Source organism: Gluconobacter sp. P5B12 (genome assembly GCF_018812035.1).
Classification (GTDB): Bacteria; Pseudomonadota; Alphaproteobacteria; order Acetobacterales; family Acetobacteraceae; genus Gluconobacter.
Genome location: NZ_JACRVV010000003.1, coordinates 243531 through 262502 on the forward strand (window position 1 = coordinate 243531; position 18972 = coordinate 262502).

The 18972-nt window shown below is 55.7% G+C and carries 15 protein-coding genes and 1 tRNA gene; 7 read left to right on the top strand and 9 right to left on the bottom strand.

The genetic code is table 11. The features are described from left to right. Positions 1–29 precede the first annotated feature (29 nt). The 3 genes from dnaA to mutM form a co-directional block, all read right to left on the bottom strand. Positions 30–1445, bottom strand: coding sequence for a chromosomal replication initiator protein DnaA (gene dnaA / locus KP702_RS07935; RefSeq protein ID WP_046901506.1), 1416 nt, complete (start codon positions 1443–1445; stop codon positions 30–32). 314 nt (positions 1446–1759) lie between these two features. Then, positions 1760–2029: a 30S ribosomal protein S20 gene (rpsT, locus tag KP702_RS07940; RefSeq protein WP_046901507.1), complete on the bottom strand. Its 270-nt coding sequence runs from the start codon at positions 2027–2029 to the stop codon at positions 1760–1762. 124 nt (positions 2030–2153) lie between these two features. Continuing rightward, positions 2154–2987, bottom strand: a complete 834-nt coding sequence (gene mutM, locus KP702_RS07945) for a bifunctional DNA-formamidopyrimidine glycosylase/DNA-(apurinic or apyrimidinic site) lyase (RefSeq protein WP_215768745.1) — start codon at positions 2985–2987, stop codon at positions 2154–2156. A 30-nt stretch (positions 2988–3017) separates the two neighbouring features. Between mutM and KP702_RS07950 the strand changes: the two genes are divergently transcribed. From KP702_RS07950 to KP702_RS07970, 5 genes are all read left to right on the top strand, one after another. Beyond that, positions 3018–3806, top strand: coding sequence for a class I SAM-dependent methyltransferase (locus tag KP702_RS07950; RefSeq protein WP_064273224.1), 789 nt, complete (start codon positions 3018–3020; stop codon positions 3804–3806). A 3-nt stretch (positions 3807–3809) separates the two neighbouring features. Then, on the top strand, positions 3810–5000 hold the full coding sequence (gene coaBC / locus KP702_RS07955; protein ID WP_202207409.1) for a bifunctional phosphopantothenoylcysteine decarboxylase/phosphopantothenate--cysteine ligase CoaBC: 1191 nt from the start codon (positions 3810–3812) through the stop codon (positions 4998–5000). 23 nt (positions 5001–5023) lie between these two features. Then, positions 5024–5479 carry a dUTP diphosphatase gene (dut, locus tag KP702_RS07960; RefSeq protein WP_046901511.1) on the top strand — a complete coding sequence of 152 codons (456 nt, stop codon included), beginning with the start codon at positions 5024–5026 and terminating at the stop codon, positions 5477–5479. A gap of 90 nt (positions 5480–5569) precedes the next feature. After that, complete coding sequence (locus tag KP702_RS07965; protein WP_215768746.1) at positions 5570–7216, top strand: ABC transporter permease subunit; 1647 nt, start codon at positions 5570–5572, stop codon at positions 7214–7216. After that, complete coding sequence (locus KP702_RS07970) at positions 7213–8526, top strand: AAA-associated domain-containing protein (RefSeq protein ID WP_099212431.1); 1314 nt, start codon at positions 7213–7215, stop codon at positions 8524–8526. Before KP702_RS07965 ends, KP702_RS07970 begins: the two co-directional genes overlap by 4 nt. Positions 8527–8563: 37 nt before the next feature. On the opposite strand, the gene msrA is transcribed toward KP702_RS07970, so the two are convergent. Together msrA and KP702_RS07980 are read right to left on the bottom strand one after the other, a co-directional pair. Beyond that, positions 8564–9106 carry a peptide-methionine (S)-S-oxide reductase MsrA gene (gene msrA, locus KP702_RS07975; protein WP_215768747.1) on the bottom strand — a complete coding sequence of 181 codons (543 nt, stop codon included), beginning with the start codon at positions 9104–9106 and terminating at the stop codon, positions 8564–8566. 50 nt (positions 9107–9156) lie between these two features. Further along, positions 9157–11088 carry a CocE/NonD family hydrolase gene (locus tag KP702_RS07980; protein WP_202207412.1) on the bottom strand — a complete coding sequence of 644 codons (1932 nt, stop codon included), beginning with the start codon at positions 11086–11088 and terminating at the stop codon, positions 9157–9159. 153 nt (positions 11089–11241) lie between these two features. On the opposite strand from KP702_RS07980, the gene ilvD reads away from it, so the two are divergent. Next, a complete protein-coding gene (gene ilvD, locus KP702_RS07985) occupies positions 11242–13098 on the top strand; it encodes a dihydroxy-acid dehydratase (protein WP_202207413.1) in 1857 nt (618 codons plus the stop codon). On the opposite strand, the gene KP702_RS07990 is transcribed toward ilvD, so the two are convergent. The 4 genes from KP702_RS07990 to KP702_RS08005 are packed head-to-tail and all read right to left on the bottom strand — an operon-like array spanning position 13076 to position 18623. After that, positions 13076–13990 carry a hypothetical protein gene (locus KP702_RS07990; RefSeq protein ID WP_237389941.1) on the bottom strand — a complete coding sequence of 305 codons (915 nt, stop codon included), beginning with the start codon at positions 13988–13990 and terminating at the stop codon, positions 13076–13078. The genes ilvD and KP702_RS07990 overlap by 23 nt on opposite strands. Beyond that, complete coding sequence (locus KP702_RS07995) at positions 13947–16613, bottom strand: valine--tRNA ligase (protein ID WP_202207414.1); 2667 nt, start codon at positions 16611–16613, stop codon at positions 13947–13949. Before KP702_RS07995 ends, KP702_RS07990 begins: the two co-directional genes overlap by 44 nt. 45 nt (positions 16614–16658) lie before the next feature. Continuing rightward, on the bottom strand, positions 16659–17129 hold the full coding sequence (locus KP702_RS08000; protein ID WP_202207415.1) for a DUF2497 domain-containing protein: 471 nt from the start codon (positions 17127–17129) through the stop codon (positions 16659–16661). Between the two features lie 36 nt (positions 17130–17165). After that, positions 17166–18623, bottom strand: a complete 1458-nt coding sequence (locus KP702_RS08005) for a TolC family outer membrane protein (RefSeq protein ID WP_202207416.1) — start codon at positions 18621–18623, stop codon at positions 17166–17168. Between the two features lie 153 nt (positions 18624–18776). Here KP702_RS08005 and KP702_RS08010 point away from each other — a divergent pair. After that, positions 18777–18850, top strand: a tRNA-Cys gene (locus tag KP702_RS08010). Positions 18851–18972: the final 122 nt, after the last annotated feature.

Consider the following 18972-nt stretch of genomic DNA (forward strand, 5'->3'; position numbering starts at 1 on the left):
AAGGCACCGAAGGCGACTTGTCGTCTTCCTTAACCTTCGAGCATCCGGCGCAGAAGTTCGACGTCTTCTGCAAAGGACGGATCCTGCTCCATCAGTTCACCAACGCGATTGACCGCATGCATGACGGTTGTGTGATCACGATTGCCAAACTTGCGTCCGATCTCGGGAAGAGAGCGGCTTGTCAGCTGCTTTGCGAGGAACATTGCCACCTGCCGTGGGCGAGCAACAGCACGTGCACGGCGCGCGGAGGACATGTCCGTCAGGCGGATATTCCAGTGCTCGGCAACCTTGCGCTGGATTTCCTCGATTGTGACGCGACGGTCATGCGCTTTCAGCATGTCCTTGAGGACATCCTGCGTCGTATCCAGTGTGACAGGGCGCCCAACCAGATCGGCGTGTGCGACAAGGCGATTCAGTGCGCCTTCAAGCTCACGAACATTCGATGTGATTTTGTGGGCGAGATACTCAAGCACCTTTGACGGAACATGCGTGCCTGAGGCTTTCGCCTTGGCTTCCAGAATGGAAATACGCAATTCAAAGGTGGTGGCATGAATATCTGCGACCATGCCGCAGCCGAGCCGCGTTCTCAGGCGGTCTTCAAGCCCTGACAGATCGGATGGGCTTTTATCGGCGCTGACAATGATCTGACGTCCGGCATCAACAAGGGCGTTGAACGTATGGAAGAACTCTTCCTGCGTATTATCCTTGCCGATCAGGAACTGAAGATCGTCGATCATCAGGACGTCCACGGAACGAAGCTGTTCCTTGAACTCCATGGTGGACTGCGAGCGGATCGCCGCGATGAAGCGATACATGAACTTCTCAGCTGACATATAGGCAACCGAGACATTGCCCGTTTTTGTCAGCTCAGACCCAATGGCATGCATAAGATGCGTTTTGCCGAGGCCTACGCCACCATACAGGAAGAGCGGATTAAATCCGGGGCTGGATGGCTTTTCGGCCACACGACGTGCACAGGCATAGGCAAACTCATTTGGCTTGCCGACGATGAACGTATCGAAAGAAAAGCGTGGGTCCAGCGGAACAGCAAGATCGCTGCGAACCTCATGACTGGTTGCGACCTGCGCTGTCACTTCCTCGATGACGCTGTCACCGTCCGTCTCAACTGATGGAAGGACTTCAGGTAGGCCGCGTTTGACCTGCAGTTCAATGCCCTGCACGTCCTGCCGTTCGGTGCGCCACAGGGTCTGGAGGCGCTCTTCGTATTGGCTGCGAACCCAGTCTCTCAGAAAGCGCGTCGGCAGATAAAGGATGAGTTCACCATCCTCCAGTGGGCCAAGAACGATCTGACGAAGCCAGGTGCGGTATTCGACTTCACCGACCTCGCCCTTCAGCTTCTCGCGAACCCTGTGCCAGGAAGTTTCCAGCGGGCTCGACGAGCCGGGGGCGGAGGCGCTGGCGTCCAGATACTGAGCGTTTTCCACCTATGGTACCCCCTTTCATTTCGGCCCCGGGAATTGCGGGGCGTCTGTCTTGATTCCCTGCGCGCAGGGTGAATACGTCCTCAACGGGAAGTGACCACACAAGCTGCATGGCGCTTCAGAAAAAGCTGACGCTTCCCGGAGAAAACAGAGCCTCTGGCACTGACTTGATCTGACAGGATAGGCTTCTGGTCAGACCGAAGCAAGCTGGAACACGAAAGGTTCAGAAGTGCTGCAGAGGGGTGTTGCCATATAGTCAAAAAAGAACGCGCTCCCGTGAGAGAGCGCGTTCTTCAGTTCAAACCCTGCAAAGGGTCTCAGGCCGTGGCGAGAGACTTGATGCGGGCAGAAAGACGGGACAGCTTGCGGCTGATCGTGTTCTTTGCAACGACACCCTTACCGGCAGCGCGCTGCATTTCAGGCTGTGCAACCTTGTATGCTTCGGCAGCAGCCGTCTTGTCGCCGGACTGGATGGCCTGTTCGACCTTCTTGATGAAGGTACGCATACGGGACATGCGGGCGACGTTGCGCTCGCGGCGACGTTCGTTTTGACGGATGCGCTTACGGGCAGAAGCTGTATTTGCCATGGATCTTTCGGTTCAGTTAGCGGTCTTGTCGCGGAAAATGATTGGCGCCCTCTACCCGTCATGAGCGGCGGCGTCAAGCGTTTTACACATTTTATACACACTGCCACCAATGGGGCGGAGGCCACTATTTCTGGCAGTTTGCGCAGAAAAATGTCGAACGCCCCGCTTGGGTGATGCGTGAAATGGTGGAGCCTGCCCCACACTGGCGGCATGTCTCGCCTTCCCGCCCATAAACAAGGTGGAGATCCTGAAATCCCCCTTTCGTCCCGTCAGCCTGAACGTAGTCTCTTAAAGAGGAGCCTCCTGACGCGATGGCCTCTTCCAGAACAGTTCGAATGGCATTCGCAAGACTGTTGGCTTCTGCCTCTGTCAGCGTTGTGGCCGCGCGTGCGGGATGGATATGGCTTCGGAACAGCGCCTCACACACATAGATATTGCCAAGGCCCACAATCAGCTTCTGGTCCAGAAGCGCTGTTTTGATCGGCGTGCGGCGACCCTGCATGACCGTATGAAGATACGCGCCAGTCATATTCGCGGATAAGGGCTCGATTCCCAGGCCGCTCAGAAGGCGATGTGCGTTTTCCTGATGTGTGGGAACCACATCCACCATGCCGAACCTGCGTGGGTCAACGAGGCCAGCGCGTGCTCCGTTTTCCGTTTGCAGGACAAGGTGCTCATGTTTGGGCGGAGTCGTATTCATGCCTGACTGCCCAAGGAGCAGCCTGCCGGACATTCCCAGATGCAGCATCATGCTCCATCCGTTCTCGACGCGCATCAGGATATACTTGGCGCGACGATGAAAGGAGAGCACTGTCTGCCCTTCAAGCCTTTCCCGGAGATCCAAGGGAAATGGCCACCTTAGGTCAGGGCGGTTGACAGTAACGTGACGGATCCTCTGCCCCTGAAAGGCATCCTGGAACCCACGCATGACGGTTTCGACTTCTGGAAGCTCTGGCATGACTGGTCACAAAGATATATCGATTGCCCCATGACCGATAGCGCTGAACATAACGTCCCGCCCTTCCCGTCTTCCGAGCAGACCGGAGACACCACGGATTTTGGTTACCGCAATGTCCCGCGGAACCAGAAGAAGACCATGGTCAGGGAGGTGTTCGAGAGCGTCGCTGGCAAATATGACATCATGAATGATGTCATGTCGCTGGGGATCCATCGCGTCTGGAAGCGGATTTTCGTGGGCATGCTCGGTGCCCGTCCGAACATGAAGCTGCTGGATCTGGCTGGCGGTACAGGTGACATCACATTCGGTTGGCTGCGTGCGGGCGGTGGCCCGGCCATTCTCTCTGACATTAACTCGGCGATGTTGTCCGTCGGGCGTGATCGCGCAATTAAGGCTGGTCTGATCGGCCAGATTGAAGTGTGTGTTGTCGACGCCGAAGCGATTCCCCTGCCCGACTGTTCTGTTGATCGCGTGACTATCGCTTTTGGTCTGCGGAACTGCACCGACAAGGATGCAGTGCTTCGTGAAGCGCGTCGTGTTCTGAAGCCTGGTGGACGCTTCTTCTGTCTTGAATTCTCTCGTGTCGAAATTGCGGCTCTTTCGCCTGTCTATGATACGTGGTCTTTCAAGGTTCTCCCAAAGATGGGACAGTTGATCGCCAAGGACGCTGAGAGCTACCAGTATCTTGCCGAGAGCATCCGTATGTTCCCTGACCAGGAAACACTTGCTCAGATGATGCGGAATGCAGGTTTGGAGCGTGTTCAGTATCGCAACCTGTCTGGCGGTATTGCTGCCATTCACTCCGGTTGGCGTCTGTAATTGATGCGCCGCGTTCTGCTGATTGTTGGCGGAGGCATTGCTGCTTATCGGGCGCTGGAGCTGGTGCGTCTGTTGAAGGCAGACAATGTCTCCGTGACACCGGTTATGACGGACGCGGCAAAAGCATTCCTTACACCTCTTAGTCTTGAAGCTCTGTCTGGGGAGCGGGTGCATGATGCGCTCTTTGCTCCCACGCAGGAGAGCGAAATTGGCCATATTGCTCTGGCACGCAGTGCGGATCTTGTCGTGGTCTGCCCGGCTACAGCCAATCTCATGGCCCGTATGGCGCATGGCATGGCCGATGATCTGGCCACAACGCTTCTTTTAGCCACCACGACGCCTATACTGCTGGCTCCTGCCATGAATGTGCGCATGTGGGAGCATCCCGCGACACAGGCCAACCTCGCCCTTCTGAAAGAGCGTGGCGTGCGGGTCGTAGGCCCCGATGAAGGTGGTATGGCATGTGGGGAGTTTGGTCCGGGGCGTCTGAGCCAACCTGACGTCATTCGGGACGCAATCCTAGAGGCGCTGGCGTCAGATCATTCTTTGGCCGGCAGACATGCTCTTGTTACTGCGGGGCCAACAGTTGAACCTCTGGATCCTGTCCGGTTTCTCTCCAATCACTCTTCTGGCAAGCAGGGCTATGCGATTGCCGCCGCTCTTGCTGCGCGAGGCGCAAAAGTAACACTTGTCAGTGGTCCGGTTACTCTGCCCGTCCCGGCAGGTGTCGTCTGCGTAAAGGTTCAGACGGCACGTGAGATGTTAGGGGCGTGTGAAGCCGCGCTTCCTGCCGAAATTGCCGTTTGCACCGCCGCAGTCAGTGACTGGCGCGCAAAGGCAGCGGCTCAGGCTAAAATCAAGAAGACCAGTGAAGGGCCACCTGTTCTCGAACTGATGGAAAACCCGGATATCCTTGCAACTCTCTGTCGACTGGCAAATAGGCCGAAACTGATCGTCGGCTTCGCCGCGGAAACTGATGACGTGCTCGAGAATGCTGTGGCCAAGCGTCAGCGCAAGGGATGTGACTGGTTGGTGGCCAACGATGTGCGTCGCGGCGTCTTTGGAGCAGACAGAAATTTGGTCAGCCTGATCACTGAGACAGGCATCGAAACCTGGCCTGAAATGGACAAGTCTCAGGTTGCCGGGAGGCTGGTACAGCGGATTTCTGACGTCTTCATCTCTTCAATCCCCTGAAAATCCAAGATAAGAAAGGCCTCATGATGACCGATCTTATTGATGTACGGATTACACGCCTTCCTCATTCCGAGGGGCTGCCTCTGCCAGCTTACGCCACCTCTGGCGCCGCTGGTTTTGACTTTGTTGCTGCGATTGCAGAACCCATTGTCATCGCACCGGGTGGCCGTGCACTTGTTCCCACAGGGTTATGCATTGCCCTGCCCTCTGCGTACGAACTTCAGATCCGCCCACGGTCTGGCCTGGCTCTGAAGCACGGCATTACACTCCCAAATTCTCCTGGCACGATTGATGAAGATTATCGCGGGGAAATTGGCATTATTGTCATGAATGCCGGGAGTGAGCCCTTCACGGTAGAGCGTGGCACCCGCATTGCTCAGGGGGTTTTGGCGCCGGTGTCCCGTTTGAAGTGGCAGGAAGTTTCTTCTCTGGATGAAACGGATCGCGGTGCACGCGGTTTTGGCAGCACAGGCCACTGAGACGCTTTAGGACATGCAGAAAACACTTGAGCCTCCGGAAGAACCTTCCTTACTCTCGGTCATCATGAAACCGGGAGGACGACAGTCATCATGACGGGCAGCCCGCTGGCCATGCCCATTCGCGTCATGCATCGCTGGCGACAGCGTATGAGTGGCGTAGAGTTATCAATTCTTTTTGCCATGACGGGTCTGTGTCTTTTCCTGCTGAAGAGCGCAGTCTGGGTTCCGGGTGCCCTGCCCTTGCCACTCAAGCCGGCATTCCCGATCTGGCAGGAAGTCGCCTGGACTGTCTTCCACGCGGTGCTGGCTCTGACGACAGTCGTTGTGGTGTCGCTCGTGCTGGCAGGTACGGCGCGGCAGTTTCCACGGTTTCGCAGTATTCTGGTGCCTGCACTCTCTGTTGCGCGCGCTGTTCCGGGGCTTGGCCTGACGGGGCTCTTACTTCTATTTTTTCCTCCCCTTGTCGTGATTGTAGCGGCAACGGCGTTCAATATGATCTGGCGTGTTCTGACGGCTCTTCTCGATGCCCAGGACACGCTTCCAGTCGAGCTTGAAGAAGTCGCCACGGGCCTGCGTATGACGGGCTGGCAGCACTTCTGGCGGTTGCAGGTTCCGGTTGCCATCCCTCTGGTGACGTTCCGTGCTGTGCAGGCCATTCCGGGGTTATGGTTTCGCCTGCTGTGTGTGGAGGGTCTTATGACCCTACTGATGCGGCGTGACGTCGGAGGGTGTGGGGCGCAGGCACTGGTGGCGCTTGAAACCCATCATCTGAGCTGGTTTCTGGAGGCTGGCGTCTGCGCGGTTCTTCTGATCGTGATCATGGACCAGTGTCTGATCAGGCCTATGACCGGATGGGCGCAGCGGTACAGGCTGGATGGTCCTCAGCCACAGAAAAAACGTACCCACTCATGGATGCTTCAGCTCTGGAGAGAAACAGGTCTTCTGAATGGTGTTAGTGTGAGTTTGCACACGCTCATTAGCGGGATCGGTAACTGCCGGATCGGCCGGACGATGCGCTACGTTCAACCCTCCTCCCCGGAATCCCTACCGGTGCCTGGCTGGCTTATTCCTGCGGCCTCCCTACTCTTTCTGGGTCTCGCCATTGCGCAGAGCCATCTGGCGACACGTCTGCCCTATGATGTGCTTGAGAGTGTTCTGACGCTTCTGCATGTTTGCGGGGCTCTTATTCTGTGCATCGTGCTCTGGTTACCGCTGGCTCTATTTTTCTTTGATGCTGGAGCCGGTATTTTTCGGGGCAGCAGAATGATTATTCTGGCAGGCTCGCTTTTCCCGGCCGTTCTTCTTTATCCTGCTTTCCGTGGGCTGGATGTCGTTCCCACCGCTGTTCTTCTGTTCCTTGGTGCGCATTGGCTCACGGGTGGGACGGTACTGGATGCCATTCAGGCTATTCCGGCGCCGTTCAGGCAGGTTGCGCGCGGACTGCGGCTTAAAGGCGTTCTGCTGTGGAAGCGCCTGATCTTACCAGCCATTGCACCTGATCTGTGTGGAGGCCTGCTTTTGGCCGCTGTTCCAATCTGGGATGCCGTGATGGTGGCTGAGGCGTTTGTGCCTTCTGATAGCGGACTGGGTGCGACGCTCCTGGCCGATATGCTTCAGGGGCAAATCGGCGCACAGATCGTTATTCTTATGCTTCTCACGCTTCTTTCCATGCTGCTTGATCGTCTTGTTCTTCAGCCCCTCGCGGTTTACGCCGCACAGAAATATGCAATCCGATGATCTATTCCCTGCTTAGCCTTCAGGACTGCCGCCAGATTTACCAGAAGGACAGCAATGCTGATCTTGTGGTGCTTGATCAGGTCAGTTTCGATGTGCGTCCTGGTGAAATCCTTGGGCTTCTTGGCCGGTCCGGTTCTGGCAAGTCTTCTCTCTTGCGGATCATGTCCGGACAAACGCCTCCTGTTGAGGGAAAGGTTTATTGGGAGGGCAAGCCTGTAGCTGGCCCACTGGAAAAGGTGGCGACAGTTTTTCAGTCGGGCGCGATGTTTCCGTGGCTGACCCTTCGACAGAATGTGTTGCTGGGGCTTGAAGCGCAGCGCTTATCCCGTTCTGAGCGGGAAACGCGTGCCAGTGCCGCGATTGAAGTCATGGGACTTGAGGGATACGAAAACGCCTATCCCAAGGAGTTATCTGAAGCCCTCAGCCAACGTGCCTCGTTTGCACGGGCACTGGCGCTTCAACCTTCTCTTCTCATGCTGGATGAGCCCTTTTCTGCCCTCGATGTTCTGAGTGCGGAAAATCTAAGAACGGATCTGATTGAACTCTGGGCAGAGAAACGCCTCTCGTCGCTCAATGCGATGATACTCGCGACACATGGCATTGAAGAAGCCGTGTTAATGTGTGACCGGATCCTGATTTTCTCGTCCAGCCCAGGACGGGTGACGCACGAAATTTCCGTTCCGTTTCCTCATCCGCGAAATCGGGAGGGCGCTGATTTTCGGAGCTTCGTGGACCAGATTTACACCCTCATGACACGGCGCGCTCCGATCGTCTCGGAAGTCGATACTACGGTTGGTGTATCCGCTGCTGCGTTGCCGCCTCTGTCCATTGTATTGCCAGACCTTCAGATTGAAGTGCTGGTTGGTCTTATGGAAGTTCTGAGTGGAGAGCCGCTCTCAGGCCGCGCGGATCTTCCGGAACTTGGTCAGCGTTTGCAGATGACGCTCGATGATCTTCTGCCGCTGGGAGAGTCCCTGCAACTGCTTGATCTTGCAGAACTGGAAGATGGAGACATTCTTCTCACGGATGATGGACGATCATTCGTCGAGGGAGACGCCGATGCCCGCAGGGATATTATGCGCACGGCGCTCCTGCATTATCTGCCGCTTCTTCGTGTCATTCGAAGCACGTTGGATGAGCGGCCGAACCATGTGGTGGATGCCAATCGCTTCCGCAAAGCTCTCGAAGAGAACATGTCTCCCGATTATGCCCAGCAGACACTGACAACAGCTATCGGCTGGGCACGGTATGCTGAACTGTTCGATTATGATGAAGAGTCAGACCGCTTCCATCTGGAAACGGAAGAATAGGATCTGCTTCTGCCTTTCAGCAGAAGCAGAAAACCCTTCAGGCCGGTGTTTTGAGACGGTCTCGGTATAGCTTGCGCGCCTTGGCAACCTTGGGGGCTACAACAGCCGCACAATAAGCCGTTTCCGGATTGCGGGCGAAATAGTCTAGGTGCTTTTCCTCGGCGCGCCAGAAATGCGCCGGTCCTTCAATGGACGTGACAATCGGTGCGGGCCAGATCTGCTCTTCGGTGATCTCGGCCTTTACTTCTTGGGCAACACGCTGTTGGTCGGCATCTCCGAAAATAACAGAGCGATACTGCGTCCCGACATCATTGCCCTGCCGATTGAGCTGCGTGGGGTCATGGGTCGTGAAAAAGACCCGCAGGACATCTGCTAGAGAAATTTCCGCTGGATCAAACACGACCTTCACGACCTCTGCATGTCCGGTGTTCCCGGTACAAACAGCTTCGTAGGAGGGATTATCGACATGGCCGCCTGCATAGCCCGGGTCTGCCGAGATAATGCCGCGCAGGCCGGTATAGACGGCTTCCACGCACCAGAAACAGCCTGCACCAAGAAGAATGGAAGAGTGTGCACTCATAAACTGAGTCTCCTGAGACGATAGCCTCCCCATATGGGGAGGCCTCTTCCTTATTTCACTACTGGTAACCAGATTGCGCTTGCAGCATTGCCGCCGCGATGAATGGTCTGGGTTGCAGAGTGATAGTCCGATGCTTTCGCGTCGAAGATATTCTGAACGAAGCTTTGCGGATTGCGGTCATAAAGCGGGAACCAGCTAGACTGGATCTGGATTTGAATCCGATGGCCCTTCTGGAAAACATGGTTCACCGCCGGTAGCGTGAACTTGTATTCCTGAATTTGTCCTGCGGGTATGGCCGATGGGTGCGCGAAGTCATTGCGATAGCGCCCACGGAAGATGTCCATCGAAACTGGAAGCTCATACCCGCCCATTTCCGGACGATCCGGCGTAACGCCAGGCTGTACGTCGATGATTTTTACAACCCAGTCGGCGTCCGTGCCGGTCGTGGAAGCGAAAATATCGGCGGTCGGGACGCCTGACACGCGGACGGGCGCGTCCAGAACGGGAGTTTCGTAAGTCAGAACGTCCGGGCGGCTCTCGGCAAAGCGCTGGTCCGTAACAAGCCATGCTTTCCAGCGTGAATCCCCTGCGTTGTAGGGGCGTGGCATGAAAGGAACAGGATGCGCGGGATCAGAGATATAAGCATCCGTGCCAGGCAGTGTCCGTTTGAATGACAGGCCGTGGTCAGGCTGAAGATACAGACGCTCCCCACGCATCATGCAGGTTGTGTCACACTCTGCGAGCCAGTTGCGGAAATGATCCCAGTGGTTTTCGCCCGTGTTGTAGATAATCGCTTCATCAAGATGCGGGTCAGCGCCATCCTTCAGATAATGATCGAAGAATGGACGCATGACGTTGGAGCGATACCAAAGGGCCGTGTCACCTTCAAAGTGAAGTGGACCCAGCGTCGATCCGTCGTAATTAACGCCACTATGGCGCCAGGGTCCCATGACGAGAATATTTGGGACCTGTGTGTGGTGAGCCTTGAGGTTCATCCAGGAATGGATCGCCCCCCACATGTCTTCCTGATCCCATAGGCCCTGTTCCCAGATTGTCGGGACCTTCAGAGGCTTGCGGACCAGGATCTGGTCAAGCGCCTGTTCCTGCCAAAACGCATCGTAGGATGGGTGTGCTTTCAGGCGGTTCCACCACGGATACTGGTTCAGCCCTGCTTTGGTTGCAAATGCCCCCGTTGAGCCAGCCTGCAGGAAATTGGTGTAATCGTCGGCATCTGCGCGAGGAATTGTCGGCCCCTCACCGGCTTCGCTCATCTGCATGGTGAAATAGTCGAGGCCAGGCTGACGGAACGCGCCGTAGTGGAACCAGTCGTCGCCCATCCAGCCATCCACCATCGGGCTTTCCGGAGCGGCCACTTTGAGGGCTGGATGTGGGTCCAGCAATGCCATCACAACGGTCCAGCCTTCATACGAAGAGCCAGTCATGCCAACGCGACCGTTGCTTTCCGGAAGGTTTTTCACGAGCCAGTCGATTGTGTCCCACGCATCGGTGGTATCGTCTGTCTTGGTGGGATTGAGGGGACCGATCGGCGGACGGGTCATGATGTAGTCGCCCTGAGACCCGTACTTTCCACGAATATCCTGGAAAACGCGGATATATCCTTCCTCGACGAAGACCCCATCGCCCTGAGGGCAAATTTCACGCATGGTTGGCGCGTTGGGAATTCGGTTCAGGCGCTCACTGGCATGATATGGTGTGCGCGTGAGCAGGATTGGTGCGTTTTTTGCTCCCTTGGGAATGACAATCACGGTATGGAGCTTCACTCCGTCCCGCATGGGAATCATGATGTCACGCTTGATGTAGTCCTGCTGATCAGTTGGCAGGGCAGCATGAGCTGGAATGTCGTTTCCGGTCTGGATCATGTCTGGCGTGACGGCGGGTCCAGCAGATGCCGGGGCAGCCAGTGCGGCAGGGATACAGGCAATGGAAAGAGCCGTTCCAAGGCTGAGAAGATAACGTTTCACAAAAGGCTCCTGATCTTTGGATGGATTTTGGCCTTGTGTGTTCCCATCTAGCAAGAGCGGGAGAGAGTGCTTTTCATATCTTTCCTGCACTGTTCTTTTTTTGTTTGATTCGCTATGGAGCATGGCTCCTGTCGTTATGAAAGTTCTGTTCTGATGCCTGCCTATCGTTCCCGTACCACGACCCATGGCCGCAACATGGCTGGCGCGCGTGCGCTCTGGCGCGCAACGGGGATGAAGGACGGTGACTTCGGAAAGCCTATTATCGCGATTGCCAACTCGTTCACCCAGTTTGTTCCTGGGCATGTGCATCTGAAAGACATGGGCTCTCTCGTGGCATCTGCCATTGAGGAAGCCGGTGGCGTCGCCAAAGAATTCAACACGATCGCTGTGGATGACGGCATCGCCATGGGACACGGCGGAATGCTGTATTCCCTGCCCTCACGAGAGCTGATTGCTGACTCCGTTGAGTATATGGTGAACGCGCACTGTGCTGATGCCATTGTCTGCATCAGCAACTGCGACAAGATCACGCCGGGTATGCTGATGGCCTCCCTGCGACTGAACATTCCAGTTGTGTTCGTGTCTGGTGGCCCCATGGAAGCGGGCAAGCTCAATGGCCCAGGTGTTGAGCGCAAGCTGGACCTCGTAGATTCGATGGTTGCTGCGGCGAACCCGAACGTGACGGACAGTGAATCTGAACAGATCGAGCGCTCAGCTTGCCCGACCTGTGGCTCATGCTCTGGTATGTTTACGGCCAATTCCATGAACTGCCTTGTGGAAGCGCTGGGTCTTGCGCTGCCTGGTAACGGGTCTCTGCTGGCAACTCACGCTGACCGTCGCGATCTGTTTCTGAGGGCTGGTCGTCTCTCAGTTGAGCTGGCACGTCGCTGGTATGAGCAGGACGATGCCTCCGTTCTGCCGCGCAGCATTGCAACCCGGAGTGCGTTTGAGAATGCCATGGCGCTGGATATTGCCATGGGTGGATCAACGAACACCGTACTGCATCTGCTGGCTGCTGCCCGCGAAGGTGAAGTGGATTTCCACATGGCAGACATTGACCGTCTGTCTCGCAAGGTGCCGCATCTTTGCAAAGTCGCGCCTGCCAAAGCAGACGTTCACATGGAAGACGTGCATCGCGCGGGCGGTGTTCCAGCCATTCTGGGCGAACTCGATCGTGCAGGCCTGCTGCAAACATCTCTTCCAACCGTCCATGCTTCCACATTGGCTGATGCCCTTCAGAAGTGGGACATCATGAATGGCGGCGAAGAAGCGGTTAAAATGTTCAAGGCCGCTCCTGGTGGAGTGCGCACCGTTCATGCCTTCTCACAGTCCAGCCAGTACCATGAGCTGGATACGGATCGTGAGAATGGCGTCCTGCGAAGCCGTGCTCATGCCTTCTCGCAGGATGGTGGGCTGGCCGTTCTGTACGGTAACCTCGCGGAAGACGGCGCGATTGTGAAAACTGCCAGCGTGGCCAAAGACATTCTGACCTTCACGGGTACGGCTCGCGTGTTTGAAAGTCAGGACGATGCTGTTGCCGCTGTTCTTGGGAACAAGATCGTTGCTGGCGATGTCGTTGTTATCCGCTACGAGGGGCCGCGCGGTGGTCCAGGGATGCAGGAAATGCTGTACCCGACCAGCTATCTGAAATCCAAAGGGTTGGCTGAAGTCTGCGCTCTGGTGACGGATGGCCGTTTCTCGGGTGGTAGCTCAGGCCTCTCCATTGGGCATGTCTCGCCGGAGGCTGCTGAAGGCGGTGTGATCGGCTTGGTAGAAGATGGTGATCGCATCGTGATCGACATTCCAAACCGGACGATGCGTCTTGATATTTCAGATGCGGAAATCTCGAGCCGCCGTGAAGCCATGAATGGCCGTGGCGAAAATGCCTGGAAGCCGAACCGCACGCGTGTCGTATCCCGCGCCCTGCAGGCTTACGCGGCGATGACAACAAGCGCTGCCAACGGCGCTGTTCGTGATCTGTCTCAGATCATCGTGAAGACACGCGGCTGATAACCCGCTCTACGGCCTCTCTCAATTCGGGAGAGGCCAACATTTTTGGCCCGTCATGCCCTGTGTTGGGTACGATATCGATGTCCCAGTTAAACGGGACATCAAGCCGGTAGGCTTCTTCTCTGGCTTGGGCGTAGGCCCATTGCCCTCTCTCCAGACGGTTGCGTCCCTGCCCCATGGCCTGTGCAATACGACCAGCCTCAAGCGTCGTTTCCACATCATCCGAGCCAAGCAAAATGGTGAGGTGCTCAGCCAGATAACGCTTGATGGATTGCTGTTGAGTATTCTCCGGCCAGCCATTGAACCCATAAGGGACCGGGCTCTCAGCTTCCGGCTCTACATATGTTGCCGGATTCATGAGGATGATCTCGACTTCATTTGCCGGAGCATATGCCGCCACACGGTCCAGAAACTGTGCGCCGGCTGAATGTCCAATCAGAATAATAGGAAGATTGGGCTGCTGGGTTTCGTCCCATGCCCATTGTTCCATGGGCTTGATCAGGGTCGCTGCGGGCAGTTCGCCTTGGCGTACAGGAAAACCACCGCGCTGATATTGCCAGGTAGGAAACTGCTTCAGAGGAAAAGACGGCGCAAAGACAACTCCGCAGACTGCGCGTGCAAGCGGAATACTTTGATCGCGATATGCCTCGTTATCACGGTCTTTGGCGGCCATTACGAACAGGATGACACGTAGACGGCAATCGGCTGGTCGGAACGTGTCTATGTCCAGAGATCGACCATACAGAATGGCTTTCTGGGAGCTCGATCCGACAGGAAGTTCTGTGGCTCTGGCGATGGGGATCTGTGAGACCACCATTGCCAGAGCAATCAGGAAAAGCTTTGGAGGCTTAGCCAAGCCGCGCAAGGGCTGCCTTGAGGCGTTCGAGATCATGCTCGAAGGTCTCAAGGCGCTGACGGTTTTCTTCAACCACTTCCGGCTTTGCACGTGCAACAAAATCAGCGTTGTCCAGTTTGCGACGGACCTTGATGATTTCACTTTCGTTCTTGCTGATCTCTTTTGCAAGGCGTCCCCGTTCTGCATCGAGATCAATCAGGCCCTCCAGCGGGATAAAGATTGTCGCTTCATCAAGCACGATCTGAGCGGCATTCTTCGGTATTTCGCCTTGGAAAATATCGACTTCAGAGACACGCGCCATGCGGCCGATGGCTTCAGCCCATGTCTTTGCACGAGTGAGATTTTCGGGCGAAACATCGCGGAAAATCAGCGGTGCTTTCTGTGCCGGGGGGATGTTCATCTCAGAGCGCAGCGTACGAACTTCGCTGATCAGGCGTACAACCCAATCCAGTTCTGCACGGGCTTCCTCTGCATTCTGGACCGGCATCTTTTCAGGCCAGCGGATTGAAGTGAAGTCCCCCGAGTAACCCAGTTCTTTCCAGAGAGTGGCTGTTACAAATGGTGTCACGGGCTGCATGAGGCGCAGAATCAGGCCTAAAACATGCGCGCTAACTGCGCGGAGTTCGATTGTCTCATCATTTTCTGCCGCGAAGACGGGCTTGGAGAACTCTACGAACCAGTCACAGAAGCAGCTCCAGACGAAGCGATAACAACAGTTAGCGTACTCATCGAACCGATAGTTCGAGAGAGCCTGTTGTGCGTCCGCAATCGCAGTGTTCGCTTCTGAAAGGATCCAGCGCCCCAAGCTGCTCTGCACAGTCGTTGGGTCAAAGTCCGCGACTGGTCGTGCACCATTCATCTCGAGGAAACGGGATGCATTCCAGAGTTTGGTGACGAATGCACGGTGTTCTTCTACGCGCTTGCGACCCAGTTTGATGTCACGTCCCGGGCCTGTGCCCGCACAGATTGCCAAACGGGTTGCATCAGCACCAAACTCTGCAATCAGATCCAGAGGGTCCAGTCCATTACCTTTGGACTTGGACATTTTCTGCCCTTTTTCGTCCCTGACAAGACCGTGGATCAAGACCGTTCGGAAGGGCACATCGTCCATGAAATGCAGGCCCATCATCATCATCCGGGCGACCCAGAAGAAGATGATGTCAAAGCCAGTAACGAGAACGCTTGTTGGGTAATAGTGAGCGAGTTCAGGCGTTTTGTCCGGCCAGCCGAGTGTTGTGAAGGGCCAGAGGCCGGAACTGAACCACGTGTCGAGAACATCTTCGTCCTGCGTCAGTGGAACGCCATCACCGGCCTGGGCCTGGGCCTCAGCTTCTGTATTAGCGACATAAACACTGCCATCCGGCCCATACCAGGCCGGAATACGATGCCCCCACCAGAGCTGGCGGCTGATGCACCATGGCTGAATGTCTCGCATCCACGCGAAAAACGTGTTCTGCCACTGCCTTGGCTCAAAAACGATTTTACCACTTTCCACCGCCTCTACGGCTGGCCCGGAAAGCTTTTTCGCATCGCAATACCACTGCAATGTCAGGCGCGGCTCAACAATAGCTCCACCGCGTTCGGCATAAGGGACCTGAAGCTTATGTGGTTCGATTTTTTCAAGCCACTCAAGACGCTCGAGTTCAGCAACAATGCGCTTGCGTCCCTCTTCCCGGCTTAGGCCTGCGAGCGATTCCACAAACGCTACGGACGACAAGCCGTCAACATCTGCCAGTTCGGTGCGGATTTCATCGAGCCAGATATGGGCTGTTTCATCCAGCATCGTGGGCGCAGACAGATTGTGTCTTTTGCCCACTTCAAAGTCATTGAAGTCGTGAGCCGGCGTAATTTTTACGGCGCCGGTTCCCTTTTCAGGGTCGGAATAGAGATCTGCCACAACAGGAATACGGCGACCCGTTAGCGGGAGCGTAACGAACTTGCCCACCATGTCGGCGTAGCGTTCATCTTCAGGGTGAACGGCAACCGCAACGTCTGCCAGCATCGTTTCAGGGCGCGTGGTTGCAACCGTTATCGTACGTCCGTCCTCGAGCGGATAACGGATGTACCACATGGATCCTTTGGTTTCACGGTTCTCAACCTCAAGGTCGGAAATCGCGGAACGGAAGTTTGGATCCCAGTTTACCAGGCGCCGATCACGATAAATGATCCCTTCCTGGTGCAACTGTACAAAAACCTTGCGGACGGCGCGTGAAAGCCCTTCGTCCATGGTGAAGCGCTCGCGGTCCCAGTCTGCAGAAGCACCCAGTTTGCGAAGCTGCTGGACGATCTCCCCGCCGGACTGCTCTTTCCACTCCCACACCCGCTCAAGAAAGCCTTCGCGGCCCAGAGCGGTTCTGCTGACGCCTTCTTTGTCGAGTGAGCGTTCGACAACCATCTGCGTGGCGATACCAGCATGGTCAGTTCCTGGCTGCCACAGGACATTGCAGCCCTCCTGACGCTTCCAGCGGATTAGAATGTCCTGCAGGGTAAATGTCAGGGCATGACCGAGATGCAGTGTGCCCGTGACATTTGGTGGCGGAAACATGATCGAAAATGGCGTTCCCGGTGCACTCGGGTCGGCACGGAAAGCCCCGTTGTTCTCCCAGCTTTCGTAGAGAGACGTTTCATGATCAGCGGGAACAAAACTTTTTTCGAGCATGATAATCCAGAAAGTTCAGCAGCAAATGTTGGTAAAAGAAGGCAATCAGTTATTCGGGCGCAGACGCGCAATCTCGGCGCGCACCAGAATTTCTACAAGCGAAGGCAGGTGAGCATCCAGCCATGTCCGTACCATGGAGCGCACTTCAGTGCGAACCATGTCTTCAATCGTCATGCCGCTGCTTCCGCTCACGACGGTATCGGACGGGATTGATTTTCCGTTACTGCTGAATGCGGTCTGCAGGTCATTCAGGGAGTGCTCTGCAGCAGCAATGGTTTGTGCGCCCATGAGATCATCCTGCGGCGCGGAGTTGCCGTGCTCTGTCTTTGCAGGCGACACCATCATGGATGGTTCAAGGGTCAGTTCGTCATTTTCGATAGCTGACGTCACGAGTGTGCTCTCCACTGTTGTGTTCAAAGTCTTGTCGTCATTCAGGATCCGACGGATCGAGCTAAGGACGGTGTCGATTGTATCGTCAGCGGAGCCACGCTGCGGCTCCGGAGATGGAGAGGTCATGACGTATGGGGCATCTTGAGCATTACAGGAAAAGCATTAGCGTCCAGGCTGATTGATCGCGTAGTCGCTGGTGCCCCACAGTCTGTTCTTGACCGCATTATAGTAGGCTTTTTCATCGTAGAGCGGGACACCCAGTTTGAGGTCAGATGCCGTCAGTCTTCCGATCGACGCTGCGACCGCATACGAGGAGATGACCAGGTTAGACAGGTGCTGCACCAGTGTCTGCTGGGCCTGCAGGAGTGTCTGCTGCTGCTGGAGAACAGCCAGTGTCGTGCTGGTTCCGACCAGAGCCTGACGTTCTACGCCGTCAAGCGCAATCACGTTGGAGGATATCGCCACCCGGTCACTATTGATGGACTGCTTGAACGCAACCATCTGTTGCCAACTGGACGCTGCTTTCTGGAGTGCAGTGCGACGCTGTACATCCACTTCGCGATGAGCCGCCTGAGCCTGCTGGCGTGCGCCACGAATAGCTGCATATTCAGAGCCCCCCTGATAAATGGGAACCTGAAAAGAGAGCATTCCGTACTTGTTATCCATCAACGTGCGGCTGTAGCCTTGGTTGACGGTATGCTGATAACTGAGGTCAGCAGAAACTTTTGGCATGATCGCCGAGATTTGCACAGAAATGTTGTCTTTTTGCTGAGCCTCAGTGAAGAGCGCGTTAACGACGTCGGGATTGTTCTGCACCGCCGCGGCAACTGCCTCGCGTTCGCTCGAAACTGGTAGTTTGAGTGGCTGTGGAGGCTCAATATTCGGGGCCGCAGAAATGCCTATAATTTGCAGATATGTGGCCTGCGCGCCTTGCAGCGTTCCTTCAGCTTGTTGGCGTTGGGCCGATGCGCTCGCCAGTGCGGCCTGTGCCTGAGCAACGTCGGTTCTCGTTATTTCACCAACCCGAAAGCGTTCTTGTGTCGCTTGAACCTGTTGCTGGAGAACTCTTTCGTTATTAATGGCAAGTTGAAGAAGTTGTTCGTCCTCGACAACGCCTACATAGGCATTGACGACACTGGTAAAAACGCTTTGTTCAGTTGAAATCAGTTTGGCGCGTTCGGCCATGACCTGATTGGTCGCAGCATGAATACCAGCGACTGTTTTTCCGCCTTCGTAAAGCGGTTGGGTAATATTCACTTGCCCGTTGTAGCCGGGAGTTTGATAGGTAGAGCCACTTCCGAGGGAGCCTCCGGAAGCCGCATAATTTGTACGACCGTCGTAGTAGGTCAGATTCATGGACGTCTGAATGGTCGGGTGCCATCCAGCCATTGCCGTCGGAACCTGTTCGTCGGTTGCGCGCAGGTGGGCACGTTCTTCACGAAGCGTGGGGTTGGTCAGATAGGCAGTGGCAAGTGCTTCCTGCAGGGTATGCGGAACGAAGGTTGGGGACCCGCTCCCATCATACTTCTGAGCCAGGGCTGTTCCGCTCAGGAGAAAGCTCAGAAGACCCAGCCCTAGGGGACCGGATAGAGCCTTTGTGCCGTTGCATCCTGAAGTCATGAGATATCCTGCCATCTGAACACTGTATCGCAGCGTTTCGTGAATCAGCCCTTAATAGCCTGATCCCTCCCAGAAGAAAAATCCTCATCGGGACTGAAATATCTCTCTTGACCAAAATGTCCTGAAAGACGATATAGCCCCTGTCTCCTCCGAGGTCCGGTGGCAGAATGGTGATGTAGCGGACTGCAAATCCGCGTATGTGGGTTCGATTCCCGCCCGGACCTCCAGAGAGGCTATTCCCCCGCAGAAAATAGCCGTTTTTTCCTGATGTTCTAAAAATCAGGAATTCGATTTTACAGTTTTCAAATAAAGCATTGGCTTTTTTTGATCGGCTGGCCGTGTGTATTGC